Source organism: Cyclobacterium sp. L-R (assembly GCF_056859355.1).
In genome coordinates this window covers 1-18,419 of record NZ_JBSXOH010000058.1, presented here as the reverse complement: position 1 = coordinate 18,419, position 18,419 = coordinate 1, and the positions used below count along the sequence as shown (strand labels likewise).

Annotated in this window: 13 protein-coding genes; 7 read left to right on the top strand and 6 right to left on the bottom strand. The window is 38.1% G+C overall.

Going from position 1 to position 18,419, the window contains the following annotated elements; genetic code table 11:
* Positions 1 to 81 precede the first annotated feature (81 nt).
* On the top strand, positions 82 to 1,452 hold the full coding sequence (locus AC13EX_RS07540; protein WP_482892190.1) for an aldehyde dehydrogenase: 1,371 nt from the start codon (positions 82 to 84) through the stop codon (positions 1,450 to 1,452).
* A 73-nt stretch (positions 1,453 to 1,525) separates the two neighbouring features.
* Here AC13EX_RS07540 and AC13EX_RS07535 read toward each other — a convergent pair whose 3' ends face one another.
* Genes AC13EX_RS07535 through AC13EX_RS07525 form a run of 3 tightly spaced genes read right to left on the bottom strand, consistent with a single transcriptional unit; the run spans position 1,526 to position 6,945 of the window.
* On the bottom strand, positions 1,526 to 2,404 hold the full coding sequence (locus AC13EX_RS07535) for a YicC/YloC family endoribonuclease (protein WP_482892188.1): 879 nt from the start codon (positions 2,402 to 2,404) through the stop codon (positions 1,526 to 1,528).
* Positions 2,405 to 2,421: 17 nt separating this feature from the next.
* Positions 2,422 to 5,859: a biopolymer transporter Tol gene (locus AC13EX_RS07530; RefSeq protein WP_482892187.1), complete on the bottom strand. Its 3,438-nt coding sequence runs from the start codon at positions 5,857 to 5,859 to the stop codon at positions 2,422 to 2,424.
* Between the two features lie 30 nt (positions 5,860 to 5,889).
* Positions 5,890 to 6,945, bottom strand: a complete 1,056-nt coding sequence (locus AC13EX_RS07525) for an NAD(P)/FAD-dependent oxidoreductase (protein ID WP_482892186.1) — start codon at positions 6,943 to 6,945, stop codon at positions 5,890 to 5,892.
* A gap of 56 nt (positions 6,946 to 7,001) precedes the next feature.
* Between AC13EX_RS07525 and AC13EX_RS07520 the strand changes: the two genes are divergently transcribed.
* Genes AC13EX_RS07520 through AC13EX_RS07500 form a run of 5 tightly spaced genes read left to right on the top strand, consistent with a single transcriptional unit; the run spans position 7,002 to position 14,085 of the window.
* The gene (locus AC13EX_RS07520; protein WP_339710828.1) at positions 7,002 to 7,655 is read left to right on the top strand and encodes an MBL fold metallo-hydrolase; all 654 of its coding nucleotides are present in this window, start codon (positions 7,002 to 7,004) and stop codon (positions 7,653 to 7,655) included.
* Positions 7,652 to 8,356 carry a CDP-diacylglycerol--serine O-phosphatidyltransferase gene (pssA, locus tag AC13EX_RS07515; RefSeq protein ID WP_482892185.1) on the top strand — a complete coding sequence of 235 codons (705 nt, stop codon included), beginning with the start codon at positions 7,652 to 7,654 and terminating at the stop codon, positions 8,354 to 8,356. Before AC13EX_RS07520 ends, pssA begins: the two co-directional genes overlap by 4 nt.
* Positions 8,340 to 11,600, top strand: coding sequence for a type IX secretion system sortase PorU (porU, locus tag AC13EX_RS07510; protein ID WP_482892184.1), 3,261 nt, complete (start codon positions 8,340 to 8,342; stop codon positions 11,598 to 11,600). Before pssA ends, porU begins: the two co-directional genes overlap by 17 nt.
* Entirely contained in the window at positions 11,597 to 12,811 is a 1,215-nt protein-coding gene (porV, locus tag AC13EX_RS07505) for a type IX secretion system outer membrane channel protein PorV (protein ID WP_048640385.1), read from the top strand. The genes porU and porV overlap by 4 nt, the downstream gene beginning before the upstream one ends.
* Positions 12,808 to 14,085: a M16 family metallopeptidase gene (locus AC13EX_RS07500; RefSeq protein ID WP_482892183.1), complete on the top strand. Its 1,278-nt coding sequence runs from the start codon at positions 12,808 to 12,810 to the stop codon at positions 14,083 to 14,085. The genes porV and AC13EX_RS07500 overlap by 4 nt, the downstream gene beginning before the upstream one ends.
* A 10-nt stretch (positions 14,086 to 14,095) precedes the next feature.
* On the opposite strand, the gene AC13EX_RS07495 is transcribed toward AC13EX_RS07500, so the two are convergent.
* On the bottom strand, positions 14,096 to 15,067 hold the full coding sequence (locus tag AC13EX_RS07495; protein ID WP_482892182.1) for a glycosyltransferase family 2 protein: 972 nt from the start codon (positions 15,065 to 15,067) through the stop codon (positions 14,096 to 14,098).
* Between the two features lie 88 nt (positions 15,068 to 15,155).
* On the opposite strand from AC13EX_RS07495, the gene AC13EX_RS07490 reads away from it, so the two are divergent.
* Positions 15,156 to 15,749, top strand: a complete 594-nt coding sequence (locus tag AC13EX_RS07490) for a YigZ family protein (RefSeq protein WP_482892181.1) — start codon at positions 15,156 to 15,158, stop codon at positions 15,747 to 15,749.
* On the opposite strand, the gene AC13EX_RS07485 is transcribed toward AC13EX_RS07490, so the two are convergent.
* A complete protein-coding gene (locus AC13EX_RS07485) occupies positions 15,746 to 16,348 on the bottom strand; it encodes a 3'-5' exonuclease (RefSeq protein WP_048640389.1) in 603 nt (200 codons plus the stop codon). The genes AC13EX_RS07490 and AC13EX_RS07485 overlap by 4 nt on opposite strands.
* Complete coding sequence (gene nhaC / locus AC13EX_RS07480) at positions 16,345 to 17,835, bottom strand: Na+/H+ antiporter NhaC (RefSeq protein ID WP_482892180.1); 1,491 nt, start codon at positions 17,833 to 17,835, stop codon at positions 16,345 to 16,347. The genes AC13EX_RS07485 and nhaC overlap by 4 nt, the downstream gene beginning before the upstream one ends.
* Between the last annotated feature and the right edge of the window lie 584 nt (positions 17,836 to 18,419).

The following is an 18,419-nucleotide window of genomic DNA, read 5'->3' as shown; positions in this document are numbered from 1 at the left end:
GGTTCAATACTTAATTTGGCAAGAATTCAAGAAAATGAAAGCTGCTAAGGTGAATTTCTAATACAAATAAATCACACAAAAATGGAAATAGGAGACCTTTTTGCTCAACAAAACGACTTTTTCAATTCAAACAAAACCAAAAGTGTAAGTTTTAGAATAGAACAATTAAAAACTCTTAAAAACCTTCTAAAAGAAAATGAAGGTTTACTTTATGATGCCATTTATGAAGATTTTGGAAAGTCTGAATTTGAAACTTACGTGTCTGAATTGGCTTTGCTATACCACGAGATCAATGGTTTAATAAAAAACGTAAAAAAGTGGAGTAAACGAAAAAAGGTAGCCACTGGAGTGGCCAATTTTCCGGCAAAGAGTTACATTATCCCAGAACCTTTGGGCGTTACCTTGGTGATAGGTGCTTGGAATTACCCCTATCAGCTCTCTCTTGTGCCCGCCATTACATCACTAGCAGCAGGGAACACCGTTATCCTAAAACCTAGTGAACTACCTGCCAGAACCTCTCAAGTAATGGCGCAAATTATCAATGACAATTTTCAAAGCAACTATTTCCATGTAGTAGAAGGGGGGGTAAAAGAAACTACAGAGCTATTAGAACATCCCTTTAACAAAATATTTTTCACTGGTAGCATTCCAGTTGGCAAAATCATTTATCAAGCCGCAGCAAAACATCTAACACCTGTCACACTAGAACTTGGGGGCAAGAGTCCAACATTCGTCCTTGCTGATACGGATATTAATATGACTGCAAAACGAATTGTTTGGGCAAAGTTCCTAAATGCAGGCCAGACCTGTATTGCTCCTGACTATATTTTAGTAGATCAATCCATAGAGGTGCCATTTCTAGAAGCATTAAAAAATGAAATTGAATGCAACTATAAAAACAAGGCTGATATTGAGGAAAATTATTTAAGAATAATAGACAACAAAAATTTTGACCGACTTAGTAATTTGATCGGGACAGGTCAGGTTTATTTTGGAGGTAATTTAAATAGAGACAAAAGGTTTATAGAACCAACAATTCTTCAAAATGTTTCTTTCGAGGACGAAGTTATGAAAGAGGAAATTTTCGGACCAATTCTCCCTATTTTATCTTTTACCAACCTTGAAGAGGCAATACAGACAGTAAAGGAAAGACCAAAACCGCTTTCTTGTTATATCTACTCGAAAAACAGAAACACAATCAATAAACTATTGAATGAGCTCTCATTCGGAGGAGGAGCAGTAAATGACAGTGTAATGCACCTGTCTAACACCAACCTTCCATTTGGAGGCGTAGGTTCAAGTGGAATGGGGAGTTATCATGGGAAAGCAGGATTTGACACCTTCACCCATTACAAAAGCATATTAGATAAACCCTTTTGGTTTGAAGGGAATATCAAATATGCTCCATACACAAAGCTAAAAAAAGCAATCATTAAGTGGGCTTATGAATAGCACAACAATGCTTTTAATTAACTCATGAAATTACTTCCTAAGGAAGGCTAATAAATCTATTGAATTATCTGATTTAGATAATATTCAGCGCCTGCTCTTTAATCTTTTCCAATTCATCTTTCATATTGATGACATGGTGCTGAATAGAAGAATCATTTGCTTTAGATCCAATAGTATTGATCTCTCTGCCCATTTCCTGACTTACAAAACCCATCTTCTTACCTTCAGACTTATTTGATTGCAAGACCTCTGCAAACAAGTTTAGGTGGGCTTCTAGCCTGACAACTTCTTCGGTAATGTCTAACTTCTCAAAATAATAAATGAGCTCTTGCTCAAATCTGTTTTTATCAAAATCCTGGTCTTTTACCCATTCGGAAAAATTATCTCTTATTTTTTCAATAAGTCTGCTTTTACGAACCGGAACCAAGGCCTTAATGCTATTCAGGTTTTCAGTAATAATAGACAAGCTTTCCTGAAATTTATCCATCAACACAGCCCCTTCATTGATTCTAAATGAATCGCAATCATTCAAGGCTTCACTTATAATTGGTAAAATAATTTTCCAGGCTTCATTATAATCAGACTTCTCTACATTAACCGTAGTAACGCCAGGAGACTGAAGTGCCAATTTAAAAATATCTGTAGTCGAACCTTTAACCATTCCGGCCATGTCCGCATATTTTTCATAATACCTTTGGAACAGCTCTTCTTGAATCACTATTGGAAGGTCATCTTCTTTTTTAGAGCTGAAATCAATAGAAACGTTGACCTTCCCTCTTTCAAGAATGCCTGAAACTATATTTTTAACCTCTGTTTCCTTTTCAGAAAATTGTTTTGGAGCCCTAAAATTAAGGTCTAAAAACTTAGAATTAAGGGTTTTAACTTCTATTTGAACGGTATAATTATCGTCCTCATATACTGCCAGGCCAAAGCCTGTCATGGATTTTATCATTTCAAAAGATTTTGTATCTAAAAATTATAACCCAAAGTTACATAAAATCTCGTTTTCTCAATCGTATAATTTCTTATCGGCCTGGCAGCATCAAACTTCACATAATAATTGAGCAATACAGTCCTAAGTCCTGCCCCATAACTTTGCAGCCAAGGATTGTTGAAATTGTTAAGCGTAATTACAAATGGTGAACCCTCAGTATTGATCACCTCGGTGTTTTGATCATTTACGCGCTCCCAAGGTGCGGAATTAGACCAGGAAGAACCCGTGTCATAAAACCCTACCAATTGAAAGTTTCGAATAAAATTAGAAGTAATATTACCTCGAGACAGATATGAGAATAATGGAATTCTCAATTCAGTGCTAAATGTGATTACATTGTTCCCTCTTATTTCGTCATAATCAAATCCACGCAAATCAACGAACTCGGCAAAAAGCAGGTTAGAGTTCTCTACACCAGCTTCGTTTCTGATAGGAGAAACTTCAGGTCTGTTAGTTGGCGGTTGGTAAAATTTATTAAATAACCAATTCTGCATACCTCCAACCAAATATTTTTGAGGATTACGTCCAAAATACCCTCCGGCATATAACTTTGTAGCAAGGGTGATATTTTTATGGATTTTCTGGTAATTTCTTAAATCAAGGTAAACATTACTAAAGGACCTTTCACTTAGATTGAGCCCCTGATAATGAACCAAACCTATTTTACCTTTAAAACCTTGCTCCATGTACAAGCCCAACAGCCTGGTCTTGTCTATTACTAGCTCCGCTCTACCGCCGGCATAATTGACATCTAAACGATTTTGCGGCCCATCCCCCCCTCTAATAATTGAATCTGGATTAAGATTAAAATATTGTGTTTTGGCAATAAAGGGTGACAAACTCACTCTTGCTCCTGTTGAAAAAGGATAAGAAACACCTACCTCAGTTTTGCTAAGCACATATTTCTGAAAAGTAAGATCTCCTTCATTTCTCAAAATAGAACGGCGATCAAAGCGTCCGTTTATATCCAATTTGTATTTTCTGTATTCGTACTCAAAATAAAGGTCACTGCCAGAGCGGAAATCTAGTGCTGTCAACACTCCGCCTTTTATGGAGTGATTGTCCAGCAAGTCAGTCATTTGACCACTTATATTTAATCCAAATCCCCTCAATGGATCAACAACGAAGGAGGTATTGAGGCTACTTGTGATAAATTGGGGCACATAATCTCTTGGACCTTGCACCCTTTTCACCATGTTTTGTTGCCTGAAGGCATCCAAAATATTACTTCGTCTGTCTGCAAGTCCTGATGGATCCTCTAATGGTTTGGAAGATTCTTGTCCATAAAGTTTGGGTATGGTATCAAAGGTGTAATTGTCTGTGTCAAGGCCTCCTTCTGTTTCAAACCTTAACCTGTCAACATTTATGGCAGCTGTCATAGGCTTAGTAGTAGAAGGAATACTGTCTTCTAAAGCATCAACCTTATTTGGCAAGTTTGTCTCAGCAAGTATTTTGCTATCTCCACCAGACAATATCTCTTCAAGATCAACCCCGGCAAGACTGGTATCTGCTGGAGTTAATAAGACATCCTGATTTTCAACTTCAGCGATTGCTTCTGGAACTTCATTGTCCTCTTCTGAAGTTATTTCTTCAACCTGCCTTTGTATTCTTCTATTGGAAATCCTTTCATTCACAAGCTTGGCTTGTTCCAACTGCACCCTTGGAGTACTTGGAGTAAACTGATCCAAATTCGGGAAGTTTTCCAACACTAGCTTGGTCTGAGTACCATCTTTCACTGCATAAGCCCATTTGTTGTTTTGCAGGTCATAATCGAAAGATTCCAAACTTTGATTGAATGCTGAGACTTGGCTTGAAACACTATTTCCTAGTCCTAGGCGCATCAAATTTGTAATCCCACTCTGCTCACTTAGAAACAATATAGTTGCATTGTTTAATTTTGCCGGATACAGATTGATATGGTTCAAATTGGTAAGCCTGGTTTCGGACACCGTATCTCCCAGGTTTAATTGAAATAAATTATAATAATTAGGGAAATTATGAACATCAATAACTCCAGTCAATAGGCTGTCAGGAAGGTCAACCTTATTAGAGGCGTAAATAATGGTGGAATCATTCAGGTATATTGGCGTTCTATTGTCGAATACATCATTGGTAATCCTCCTTCCCTGTCCTTTCATATTTAAGGTGTAGATTTCTGTTTTACCATTGTTTATCGCAGACAATACCATGGTCCGGCCATCTGGTGAAAAATCAAGATCCAAAATCTGGGTTATGTTTCTAAGAAAAATTTTATCTTGACTACTTCCGTCAATGGCTCTCATTCTTAAAGTGGTAACACCTCTTTTAAAAGTACCAATTACCAAATTAAGGGTATCCCTCCACGCTATAGTAGGAGTACTGTAATCCGCTTCCTGTTCAAAAGACACATATCCCCCTTTAAAAATCACACTCTCTTTTCCTGAAGAGACCTCCCTTACTTTTACTTTAAATTTCCCCTCAACATTCTCCACATAGGCAAGGTTTTTACCATCAGGGCTGAAACTAATGTCTGTAATCTTACCAAATCGATTTTTTGGGGTAACATTGATCACGTTATCCTCATTGATGTCTTTGAAGTTTTCAAAAACACCTTTATTAATATCCGTATAAAATTTCATCCATTCTCCGGTGAAATCTTTGAAACGACGGCCTAAGGTATTTGCTATACTTGTACCTTCATTTCTATTTATTCGACTTAGGTTGAGTATACTTGATAGGTACCTTCTGCCATATTTTTCAACGACATAATTCCAAATGGACTGCCCTACCAAACCGGCCTCCTCATCCTGAAGCTTAAATAATTTAGGGTTTTCATTGTCCCTAAGGTAGTGACGGACAAAATCATCCATTTCTCTACTCCAACCATAAGCCAGGTATTTCGCTGCTCCATCAATAAACCAATCTGGAAAATTATTCACAAGGTTGGACTGGAAAGCATCAGAAATACTAGCCCCATACAACATCTCTTCGATGATTATTTTTGAGGTTTTATACAGCAATTCCTTCTTAAAGGACTCCCATGACCCTAAATAAGCAGCCTCAGCTAGGAGTTTACTGAAAAATGTTTGCCCGTCAACCGTAAAATTATTGGTGTTAAGGTTTAAATTACTTTCTAATAGTTCCTGTTTGGAATTGTAGATAAAAATCTTGGGTTTGGTATAGGCCACATAACCTATAGATTGGGTCAAATTATCAAATTCACTTTCTAAAAAATCAATTGCCATCCTGGCATTTGTTCGACCTCCATCATAATAATATACCTCAAAGTTATTGGAGGTGAAAAAATACCATTCTTTATCTTTATGCTGGATCCTATTTTTCCCAAATTTCTCCTTATTGAACTGCGCCAATAGTTCACCACTAGTGAAGCAAGATATAAGTATACCTATAATTAATAAATATTTAAGTCTCATTTATGTGCCTTAGAATTATTAGCCAATGTTTTAAATATACTTAAAAAATCTATTTATGTTCACTTCTTTGTCAGGTTCCTCACCACAAACCATAAGTTTTACCATCTGTTTACTAAAATAAGGCACCAATGACACCCCCTTGGCTCCGAAACCTCCAAACAAGTAAACGTTATCTTTGCTCGGATGTTTTCCAAGTACGGGTTTTCTATCTCTAATTCCCGGCCTTATTCCTACCTGATGGTCCTTAATCGCTATCACTTCTTTCTCAATTAATTGTTCTAATTTATCAAGAATTTCCTTTTTACCTGCATCGGTAGGACACAAATTGACTTCTGAATTATTATAGGTGGAGCCGACTTTCCCTATGCCCTCACCCATGTCTATCCTAAACACACCTCTATTTATAATTTCAGAAGAATAATAGTCCTGTTTCACAGTAAGTATCTCACCTTTTACAGGAATAAAGGGAATCCAATTGAAAAAAGTATTATTTCTCGCTTGAATTCCATTTGTAAATACGATTTTCTTGGCCAAAATTTCTTTAAACTGCCAATTCCCATCCTTGGTTTGTACCAAATCCTTTTCAGACAGCACAGCCTTAGTAAGCAGATTGCGTTCTCTTAACCATTCGCTATAGCCATTAACCAATTCTAGCGTATTTATATATCCGGTAGATTTAAGTAATACTCCACCAAATGGATCTTTTACTCCCTTATTACGTGATTGGGTAAAAACCTGTTTTATAAAAGCATTGAACTGAGGGTCAGCACTTTTAGCTACCCACTCATTTTGTTCTTCATAAGAAACAAAAGGTCTGTAGATCCCTAAAGAATGTACTAAGTCCTTATCAAGTAAGCGCTCCATCTCATGATAAAACCGTTCTATCTCTTCAAAAAGAATATCCGCTAGCCAAGTTTTCACCAAATTCCTCCCTGTTACAGGATTATACAATCCAGCTGCTATTTTCGAGCTACTGTTGGGGTCTCCATCATCAATAAGGTGAACACTATGACCATCTTGGATAAGACGATGAGACAAAACAGTTCCTGCCAATCCCTGACCAATTAGTAAAAAATCCACTTCCATGCCTAAAATTAAATCATTCTTTGTTATTTTGATGCAGGAATTCAAATCATTTTAAAATGCTGCAGATTAAATCATTTACATTCAACCCTTTCTCGGAAAATACCTATATCTTATATGATGAAACCAAAGAAGCCCTGATCATTGATCCTGGTTGTTATGAAAAACAGGAAAAGGGTGTATTGTATGATTTTATTGCCAAAGAAGAGCTAACACCGGTAAAAATCATAAATACCCATTGTCATATAGACCATGTCCTAGGTAATGCCTTTGTAAAAAAAACCTACAAAATCCCACTTTGGTTTCATGCTGAAGAAGAAGCTATTTTAAAAGCGGTGAGCACTTATGCCCCCAATTATGGCTTTGCTCAATATCAGGAAACCAATGTAGACCACTTCCTAAAAGAAGGAGAAATAATAAAATTTGGTAATACAGAGTTAATACCGATCTGGGTACCTGGTCATTCCCCTGGTCACCTGGTATTGTTCCATAAACAATCTAAACAATGCATCGCTGGGGACACCTTATTTCAAGGAAGTATAGGGAGAACTGATCTACCTGGTGGAGACCATGCCACCTTACTGAATGCCATCAAAGAAAAATTGTTTACCCTTCCCGATGATGTGGTGATCTATCCTGGGCATGGACCTAGCACTACAATTGGTTATGAAAAGTTGAACAATCCATTCGTGGGTAAAAACGCAGTAAATTGACCATAAAAAAACACATCCCAAATGCCATTACCAGCTTGAATTTACTCTCAGGTATGGTTGGAATTCATTATGTCATGGTTAATGGCCCTTTTTATGGATTCTATTTTATTATTGCAGCAGCCATTTTTGATTTTTTTGATGGGTTTGCTGCACGGATGCTAAAAGTTCAAAGTCCCATTGGCAAAGAATTGGATTCATTGGCCGACCTTGTCACTTTTGGGGTTTTGCCATCATTTATCGTTTTCTTGCTTTTGGATGCTGTAAGTACCAATGACTGGATTCCGTATATCGGTTTTTTGATAGGTATACAATCAGCCCTTAGATTGGCCAAGTTCAATATAGATGAACGCCAGGAAGACAGCTTTATAGGTGTGCCTACGCCAGCAAACGCACTGTTTTTTTCTACATTACCCTTATTGGGAGCTGCTGTACTATGGATTGGAAACGGACTTGATAACCCTTGGATACTTAGCGGGTTAACCTTGGTCTTCTCCTTCTTGCTAACGGCAGAACTTCCCATATTGGCATTAAAATTTAAAAACTTTAATTGGAGTGGAAACCAATGGCGTTACCTGGTACTTATAATCTCAGGGCTTAGCCTACTAATTCTGGGCTTTGCAGGAATTCCTATCGCTGTACTTTCTTATATTTGTCTGTCATTGGTCAATAACTGGATGGACGGTCATGGAGATAAGGGGTAAATTTGCTTTCAAATGCTTGATTGGGATAATTGGTAGTCTTTACTATATTCTTCCAGTCTCAGCCCAGCAAACCTATAAATTCCCGGTTTCCAAAGAAGGCGTCTACCACTTAAGCCAAAATCAGGCCACTGCTTGGGGACTAGGAGACCTGGACCAAATCTCAATTTTTGGACAACCCGGGAAGTTGGACCAAAAAATTGATAGCAGCATTTTTTTACAAAAAGAGATCCCACAAAAAATTATTGGAGACAAACTCTATTTTTTTCTGGAAGGAGCTGACCAAGCTCTTCTTGAAGATGGAATAGCCCATCTAAATAAGCATCATTATACAGACACCCTTTTTTATTTACTCCAAACAGGAAGCATACCAAGAAGTAAAATCACAAAAACAGAGGAACATAACGAAACAGAAAACAGTCTTGCTCCACCTAAAAATCTTTTTCAGCTTTCTATTCATAAACTGGAAGAAGAAAATCTTTTAAGCTCAGGAAGGGAATGGTACGGCTATAGAACTTTTAATGGTGGCAGCCAGATCATCACAATTGACCAGGCCGCTCCCAACTCAGTTGGTCCTGTTGCTATTTGGGCTCAATTTATGGCCCAGTCTTTTGAAGAAAGCAAATTTACCTTAGCCGCAAACAACCAAGTCATAGGTCAGGTTAGCATTCCTTCTATCCCTAACAGTAGGTATGCGATTAAGGGGCGAGAAACAAGCTTTGCCTCCAATTTCCCTAAACCTGAGGGCAATAAGCCACAAAACATCGTTCTTACTTTTTCCACTCTCAATCCAAATGGCACTGGTTATTTGAAGAACATGCTTTTGGGGTATCCCTTTTTATCCTCCCAACTCCCAGAAGGGGTCTATTATTCTCCTGACAACAGTACTTATTCTATTGAAACTTCACATCAAGGCATTTGGGATGTCAGTGATTTTTATCAGGTAAAGGATATAAAAACCGACAACCTTCCAACAAGCAAGGCGAAAAAGATTGTAGTTTTTGACCCAGAAAGTTCCTCTGAAATTAAAAACCTTGAGCAAGTAATAGGAAGAAATGAAATTCTAAACGGACAGCCGGAATTCATTATCATTACTTCTGCCTCTCTATTCAGCCAAGCAAAACGACTTTCAGATTTTAAAAATTCAATGGGATTGCCTACTGAAGTGGTTTTAGTAGAAGATATTTATAATAGCTACGGCTATGGCAATCCTGACATCAGTAGTATTAGAAATTTTTTAGCTGCGTATTGGCAAACAACTGGCCGACTAAAAAATGTTTTGTTCTTTGGTAAAGGCAGTTTTGATTACAAACATAAGTTAGGTGGCAGGCCGAACTTAGTGCCAACTTATAGTTCCAGAGTAAGTCTAAATCCGTTGACCACTTATGGGTCGGACGATTATTTTGGCTTTTTAAACATGGGAGAAGGTGAATGGTTGGAATCTCCGGAAGGAGATCATCATCTATCCATCGGCATAGGAAGAATCCCAGCCATCAACTCCAGAGAAGCAAAGATTGCGGTAGACAAAATAATCACTTACCAAACTGGTAATCTAGGAAAATGGAAAAAGAAACTTTTATTTGTGGCTGATGATGGGGACAATAATATTCACCTTAATGATTCTGAGAAGCATACAGCTTACTTACACGAATATTCTCCCGAGTTTGAGCTAAAAAAACTATACCTGGACAATTTCCCTCAGGAGATGACTGATAACCTACAAACTGCTATAAAAGCCAGGGAAGCCTTAATTAAGAACATTAAAGAAGGCCTATTATTACTCAACTATATTGGTCACGGCAATGAGCTAAACCTGACCGCTGAAGGACTGTTTAGTGTAAGCGATATTCAAGATTGGCCCGTCACCAACCGTTATCCGGTAATTGTGACAGCAACATGTGAATTTGGAAGGCATGACAGTCCTTTTATTAGATCTGGGGCCGAAGAACTTCTACTGGCCGAACAAAAAGGAGCTATCGCTATTCTTACTACTGGTCGACCTGTTTTTAGCAGCATTAATTATTCCCTAAACAAAGCGTTTATAGAAGCGGCTTTTAAACAAGGTGAAGCATTGACCTTGGGGGAAATATTTAGAGACACAAAAAACAATAGCCTCAATGGCCCTCTGAATAGAAATTTCTCCCTGCTTGGGGATCCTTCCTTAAGACTTGACCTGCCCATATACCAAGCCGAAGTCGAAGAATGGATGGAAATAGACACGCAAATAACTACAGATCAACTAAGCGGACTCAATCGTTTGGAATACAAAGGTAAGGTAGAAGACCCCTTGACTGGAGCAAGTGTCACTCATTTTGACGGCAACTATGAAATAACGATTAATGCACCTCCAAGTCAAATAGAAACCCTAGGAGATGAAAGTTCAAAAACCTATTACACCGATTATTCCCAAACCTTGTATAGGGGGACAGGGAAAGTAGAGAAAGGAAGTTTTACAGGAGAAATTTTACTCCCTAAATTAGAGGGCTATTCCAATGATGAAATTCAAGTAAGTTTATTTGCGATCCATAACGATTTAAATAGAGAAGCATATGGGGCTAATAAAATTACAATCAACCCAAAAGAACCTGACATTAACCCAGAAACAAACAGTCCGACCATAGACGTATGGATCGCCGACAGCTTACAAAGTAAGTCTCAGATTTCTTTTAGAAATACTCCCGTTTGGCTCCACCTTGCAGATGAATCGGGCATAAAAATAGATGAACCTTCAGGTATCACTCTTCAGGTAAATGAAAATCCAGCCCTATCCTTAACCAACGAATACTATGCCCTAAACGGAAGTTATAAATCTGGAAAAATCAAAGTGTGGGCAAACGATTTAATAGAAGGAATAAACGAACTTTCCTTCACCATTTATGATCAATTGGGAAATAGCACCCAACATACTGAAATTGTGGAAGTAAGGGGAAGTAATCAGCTAAAAATAGAAAACATTTTGGTTTACCCCAATCCGGCCACAGATGAAGTTAATTTTAAAATAGTACACAATCGCCAAGGTGAAACCATTAATTTAAGTTTAAATTTATTTTCTTTACAAGGAACTGAAATATTTTCTTACAAGGGACGTTTTCCAAAAGCTGAGCGGTCAATAATAGACATCCAGTGGATATTTTTAAACAGTAATTCCCAAAATCTAATAAAAGGAACTTATCTTTACAATTTAAATCTATATTCTGAGGAGGATGCAACTTCAGATATAATAGCAGGTAAAATCATTATTCAATGAAAGCAATTAAAAACATTTGCCCAATTTTTATTTTTTTATTGGTCTTTAGCTCCTTTCAGGTTGAAACTAAAGCCCAAAACTCTTTAGAACTTACCAGGCAAGATGGGACCAGAAGGGTAATCATTACAGCAGTTCCCTTTCTAAACTTCGCCCCTGACAGTCGACATTCTGCAATGGGTGATGCTGGAGTGGCTACTTCAGCCGATGCCAACTCAGCTCATTGGAATGCAGGGAAACTTGCTTTCATTGAGGACGACATGGGCTTTTCCCTTTCTTATTCGCCATGGCTAGGAAGACTGGTTCCAGACATGTCCCTAAACTACCTAACAGGATACAAGAAAATTGATGATGTATCGGCTTTTGGTATTGACCTTAGGTATTTCAATATGGGGGATATTGTTTTAACGGATGGCCGGGGTAATTCCTTAGGAGATTTTAGTCCTAGAGACATCGCCATTGGTGGTACTTATTCCAGAAAACTTTCAGACAATTTGTCTTTAGGTATTAGTGCCAGATTTATACATTCCAATTTGTCCGGAAATATCAGTTCTTCAGGAGGCAACGAGAGTCGCCCGGGTGTTTCAGTAGGTACCGATGTTGGAATCTATCATACCTCAGAAATACTAATGTCTGACAAAGTAGGTGTACTATCCTGGGGAATTAGCCTTTCCAATATAGGCCCTAAAATCACTTATAACAGTGCAGATGACCTAGATTATCTACCCACGAATTTTAGAATTGGAACAGCATTAACCATTCCTATGGATGAGCGGAATAAAATCACCTTTGCGCTTGATCTAAACAAATTAATGGTACCAAGTCCACCAGTTTATAAGGTTGATGAAAATGGGCAGTTTGTCATTGATCCCAATACAGGTAATAAAGAAATTGAATCTGGAAAAGATCCTTCAAGAGCTTTAATAAGTGGCATGTTCGGATCTTTTACTGATGCCCCGGATGGCTTCAGCGAGGAACTTCAAGAGGTGATGATTTCTTTTGGTACAGAATATTCCTATGATGACAAATTTGCGCTTAGAGCTGGTTATTTCCACGAAAATGCTGATAAGGGCGGACGAAGATACTTCACGATGGGAGTAGGTTTCAAATACAATAGACTTGGGTTTGATTTCTCCTACCTTGTACCACAGGTTCAAAACCATCCTTTGGCAGAAACACTTAGATTCAGTCTGCAATACAACGTTCAGAAATGAGTATAGACCGAAGTCTTGCACCTCCATATAGTATCCCTGAAAAGATTCATCTCAATCCTCCTGAACTAAGGTTTTTAGCCAATGGAATACCCTTGTATTATATTCCTTTTCCGAATATTGATGCGGTAAAAATTGAGGTCATTTTTCCGCTTAAAAATACCGAAAGTAATCCGTATAAACCTTTACTACCTTTCTTCACCTTACACATGATACTGGAAGGCACGAAAATGCTTAGCTCGGAAAAACTGGATGATTTTTTTGATTTTAACGCCTCGGAAGTCGATATCATTTCCGGCTATGAAAGACAAGGATTAAGCCTACTGAGTACCAAGCAACACTTATTGGAAGTTTTGCCTGTATTCAGGTCCCTTTTCACTGATGCAACTTTTCCTGAGAAAGAACTTAAAAAGAGAAAATCGCAGAAAAAATTAAGTATCAGTATTAAAAAAGAACAAACCTCTGCTCGTGCCAATCAACTGATACGGGGAAGCCTCTTTGAAAAAGGCCATCCATTCGGCCATCAAATCATTGAGCAGGATGTAGACGACATCAATCACAGTGACCTTCAAAACTATTACAACAATAGTTTTTTAATCGCTCCTCAGATTTTTTTAACAGGACAATTGTCCGATGAAGAGATGAAGGCAATTGAGGCTACTTTCAGCGATTTACCTATATCAAATGTAAAAACTGTTTTTCAGGAAACTGGTCAAATTCAGCCTAGAAGACAAACTGAAAACAAATCAGAAGCTTTACAATCCAGCATAAGAATCGCCAAATGGATGGTTCCAAAATCACATCCGGATTATCCAGCATTATCGGTTCTCAACACCCTACTTGGTGGGTACTTCGGAAGTAGGCTTATTAAAAACATCAGAGAAGAAAAAGGCTACACTTATGGTATCAATAGCTTCCTTGGTGAATTGAATGGAAATGAATATTGGATGACCGTAGCGGATGTAAAAGGAGGCTATGGAGATGCCGTAATTCAGGAGGTCTACAAAGAAATTGAACGTCTTAAAACTGAACCTGTCCCAGCATCTGAACTGGAAATCATCAAAAATTACCTGGCAGGAAGTTTATTGTCAAACTTCAGCAACCCATTTGATCAAATGAGCCATTTCCAACAGGTACATTTTCAGGGGATGAATTTTGATTACTTTACTCGCCATTTGGAATACATCAAACATTTTGATGGAGCGGATATCATGACCATGGCCAACAAGTATTTTGATCAAGAAGACATGCTTGAAGTAGTCGTAGGTGCCGGATAAAGCTCCTACTCTAATCAAAGGATCTTTGCCTCCATTTTTCATAACTAGCAGAAAGATCCCACTTTATTTTGGACCAAGAATAATAAAGCAAAAACCATAAATTTATAGGATATAAGGCTTTATAAAGTTTCAACATCTTCAAGGCTATATCAAAATTAGCAGATACTGTTGCATGCTTTATTTCATGAAGTAGCCTTAACCGAAGGGCTTCCTTCTCCCTACGGCTCTTGACCATCCCTGCTATTTTTTCACAAACAATTAAAGTAGAAGGTAATAATTGAGAGTTTCTAGACTTGTACTGCTGTTGTGACAAAGAATCCTTTATAATTCTTTTGTTTACAGTTAGATAATCCCCATAAACAAAAGAATACTTAGCCGCCATTCTCACTAGAATATCAAAATCTTCGTAGCTTAAATTTTCATCATAAGCTCCAACCGATCTAAAAGCATTTGCCTCCATCACTAAGGTGGGAGAACTGACGGCATACCTCTTGATTACCGTTCCAAAAACATCGCCTTCTACAATTGGGACTTTTGCCTTTCCCTCTTTATCTGTGGGGTAAAAATATTGCACCTTTCCATTAGGAAAATGCTCCAAAGCATTACTGAAATACACCTTGGCATTACTTTGTTGTAGGTGGGCTAAGGCCAATTCTAAATGCCTTGAATCTAAAAAATCATCCGCGGCTAAATCCACCAAGAAACAACCCTTTGATTTAGCGAAGGCCTGATTAAATGCCTTACAGTAGTTCATTGGTTTTTCGTGATAGAAGGATTTTGTTGGGATCTTTTCAGCATTGGCATCCAACCACAAATTAATTTCAAGCCTTGAATGGTCAGTACTGCCATTGTCAACAATAAAGAGTTCAATAGGTCTATGGGTCTGCTCCAAGACACTATTCAGTGCTTGGACAACATAATCCCCCTGGTTATAACATGTGCAGATCACTGTCACCAAGTGTTTTTCTTCTTTTAGTTTCACAGACCTATTGCTTGATTACTTCATCAGCTTAATTCAAATGACTAAATTAGCAAATGAAAGTGGAGATTATTAAACAAAGCCAATAATAATGGAGGATACTTATCGCAGTATTGACAAACCTTCGACAGGTATTTATAAAGAGAAAGGAAGTAAATTTTTATCCTTTGCTTATCCAGTAGATAACGAAGAGGAAATTCAGGAATTAATCCATCAACTCAAAAAGCAGTATTATGACGCACGGCACCATTGCTATGCCTATGTACTGGGCAAGGACATGGATACCTACAGAGCAAATGATGACGGGGAACCCAACCACAGCGCTGGAGACCCCATTTTAGGCCAAATTAGATCCAACGAGTTGTCCCATATATTGATTGTGGTCGTTAGGTACTTTGGCGGTACCAAATTAGGCGTTGGTGGACTCATACGTGCCTATAAAACAGCCGCAGCTGAAGCTATTTCTTCCGCAAACACCATTATAAGGACTGTAATGGTACCCTTTTCCATTACTTTTGATTATTTGTCAATGGATGAAATAATGAGGACCATTAAGAGGTATGACCTAAAAATAATCGCTCAGGAATTTGACAACAACTGCCTTATAAAACTGGAATGCCGAGAAGGATTAATGGATGAAGTGGTAGAAGTATTAACCGATATACCTTCTTCAAAGCTTATTTAAGTAGAAAAAATCTCATCCAAATAGCCTTCTTTTTGTAGCTTCAGAAAAATCTCCAAACAAGCCCAGGCATCTGTGGCTGCATACAGCATTTGCTTGTTGGTCAGCACTGGCGCTTCCCAATTGGATACCTGTTCAGATTTTGAAATTCGGATCCCCAATACCATCGCACTAAGGTTTCTAACACCTACGTTAAGGAATCCTACTCTTTTTAATTCTTCATTCAAATCAAAAAATGAATCTGGATTAAATTTAGGAGAGATTTTTTTCAATGCTTTCAAATCATCCCTTACTGCCGCACCTACTTTTACAATGCGAGGGTTTTCCAAAATTGCTTTGGCACTAGGTGGAAAACCTGTATTATTCAGCCGAATCAGGTAAGCATTTTTGGTGGTGGAAAGCTGCAATAATGCCACCTCATAACTTACCCCTTTTCTAAATGCCGGTCTTGTTTCTGTATCAAAACCTATGATCCGGCTGGCATTCAAATCCTTCTCCATTTCACGAAGGCCCTCTTCATCTTCAACCAATATTATCTTTCCTGGAAAAGCTCCCAAGTCCAATGCATTAACTTCTTCTTTACTTATTTTTAATGGTATCATGCCCCGATTTCTTCTTCGTTGATGGTTTTCATTTCTTTTTTTGAATAATAGTTGATTCCCCAGTTAAAATAACCAAACAATATGGTCATAAATGGACTTATAATATTAAAAAAACAATAAGGAGCATAGGCCAGTGTCGCTACTCCCAAAACAGAAGCCTGAGTTGCTCCGCAAGTGTTCCAAGGTATCAACACCGAAGTCACAGTTGCACTGTCTTCCAATGTTCGACTCAAGTTTTCGCCTTTCAATCCACGCTTACGATAAATGTCTGCATACATTCTGCCAGGAACCAAAATGGCCAGGTATTGATCTGATGTGGTAATATTAAAAAACAAACCCGTGCCTGCTGTAGCAGCGATTAGCGATCCTACAGAATTAACTTTACTAATAACAGCTTCTGCGATTACTTTCAACATACCACTTACCTCCATAATGCCTCCAAAAGCCATGGCGCAGATAATCAACCATACGGTATAAAGCATTCCTGACATCCCGCCTGTTACCAATAATTCATTCACAATCTCATTGGAAGTAAGTATAGCTGTATCTCCATAAAGTGCCTTCATTACTATTTTAAAAGACTGAAGTGAGAGGCTACCCTCTATGCTTGAAATACTTGCCAGATCGCGAATTACTTCCTGCTGAAAAAGCACTGCAAATATAGCTCCCAAAATAGCGCCTGCTAAAAGCACCGGGATCGCAGGTACTTTTTTGACAATCAAAATAAAAACAATCACCGGAACAAGAAATAACCAACCATTGATGGAAAAGGTACTGGATATAACCCTAGATATTTCTTCAACTTGGCCGACTGTTCCTTCACGGTTACCTATAAACCCAATCGCTGCAAAGATAATTAGGGTAATTATAATCGAAGGCACAGTGGTTTTCATCATGTGCTTGATATGGGTAAACAAATCCGTCCCTGCCATAGCTGGTGCAAGATTAGTGGTATCTGAAAGTGGAGACATTTTGTCCCCAAAATAAGCTCCGGAAATGATCGCTCCACCTACTAAACCTTCACTAAAACCCAATGCTTTCCCAATGCCAAGCAAGGCCACCCCAACGGTAGCGACTGTGGTCCAACTGCTTCCTGTAGCAATAGAAACAACCCCACAAACCACACATGCAGCGACCAAAAACACAGTAGGATTTAAAACCTTCAATCCATAATATATCATGGCAGGAACAATCCCACTAAGCATCCATGTTCCTGCAAGGGCTCCGATCAGCAATAAAATAAGTATTGAGGACATAGCAGAAGAAATGCTATTGATCATTCCCTCTTGAATCTTCTCCCACTTTACATTCAAGCGGATAGAAGCAATTAAGCCCGCCACTGCTGCCGATACAATAAGCACCAATTGATTCGATCCAGACAAACCATCTGTTCCAAATACTTTTATATTGATCGCCAATAGAACTATCAAGAAAACAATTGGAAATAATGCTTCCGAAATAGAAGGTCTTTTGGAAGTTTTAACCATGAGTTTTCGTTATTATCAACATTAAAGTCCTACTTGAGTTTCGCACAGATTTACCAATGTCTTGTTAAAAATATTTTAAGCCTATAGACTGCAATCCATTCGGACTTACCACAGTCTTTCTTGGATTTTGCTAGCGGCAAAATGGATCATTTTAAAATTAAAGCACTCCTTGGGGAAATTCTAATCTCATCCCCGATTCCACGCATTTTTACTTCGATTTTATTACTATTTACCAATCAACGGCAAAAATCCAAGGTTGTTTTGGGGATTTTTAATTAATCATAGCCATTAATCCAGTTTAAAGTTATAAAAATTTATGTGTTTTTGGCTTGCAAGTGAAGTTCTCTTTACAAATTAATAGCTAATTTAACCCGGATTATGTAATAGAATTTCTCCGCCCTGACAATGGTCAGGGGTGATGCCTGTCCTGAACTTTCTCAGGGAGTGTTGCAATCGCAAGAAAATCAGGCTGTTTGAAGATTTTAGCATAGCACCGCTATGGTAAAATCTTCAAACAGCAACGAAGTGGCTGATTTTAAAGCGATTTCAGCACGTAATAGAATGTCTATTACATATTTCGGGTT

What these genes read in the sequence shown, in the direction of transcription:
- AC13EX_RS07540 (WP_482892190.1), top strand. Translation starts at nt 82, where the DNA reads ATGGAAATAGGAGACCTTTTTGCTCAACAAAACGACTTTTTCAATTCA.
- AC13EX_RS07530 (WP_482892187.1), bottom strand. Translation starts at nt 5,859, where the DNA reads ATGAGACTTAAATATTTATTAATTATAGGTATACTTATATCTTGCTTC.
- porV (WP_048640385.1), top strand. Translation starts at nt 11,597, where the DNA reads ATGAAAGCAATTAAAAACATTTGCCCAATTTTTATTTTTTTATTGGTC.
- AC13EX_RS07485 (WP_048640389.1), bottom strand. Translation starts at nt 16,348, where the DNA reads ATGATACCATTAAAAATAAGTAAAGAAGAAGTTAATGCATTGGACTTG.
- AC13EX_RS07520 (WP_339710828.1), top strand. Translation starts at nt 7,002, where the DNA reads ATGCTGCAGATTAAATCATTTACATTCAACCCTTTCTCGGAAAATACC.
- AC13EX_RS07490 (WP_482892181.1), top strand. Translation starts at nt 15,156, where the DNA reads ATGGAGGATACTTATCGCAGTATTGACAAACCTTCGACAGGTATTTAT.
- nhaC (WP_482892180.1), bottom strand. Translation starts at nt 17,835, where the DNA reads ATGGTTAAAACTTCCAAAAGACCTTCTATTTCGGAAGCATTATTTCCA.
- AC13EX_RS07525 (WP_482892186.1), bottom strand. Translation starts at nt 6,945, where the DNA reads ATGGAAGTGGATTTTTTACTAATTGGTCAGGGATTGGCAGGAACTGTT.
- porU (WP_482892184.1), top strand. Translation starts at nt 8,340, where the DNA reads ATGGAGATAAGGGGTAAATTTGCTTTCAAATGCTTGATTGGGATAATT.
- AC13EX_RS07500 (WP_482892183.1), top strand. Translation starts at nt 12,808, where the DNA reads ATGAGTATAGACCGAAGTCTTGCACCTCCATATAGTATCCCTGAAAAG.
- AC13EX_RS07535 (WP_482892188.1), bottom strand. Translation starts at nt 2,404, where the DNA reads ATGATAAAATCCATGACAGGCTTTGGCCTGGCAGTATATGAGGACGAT.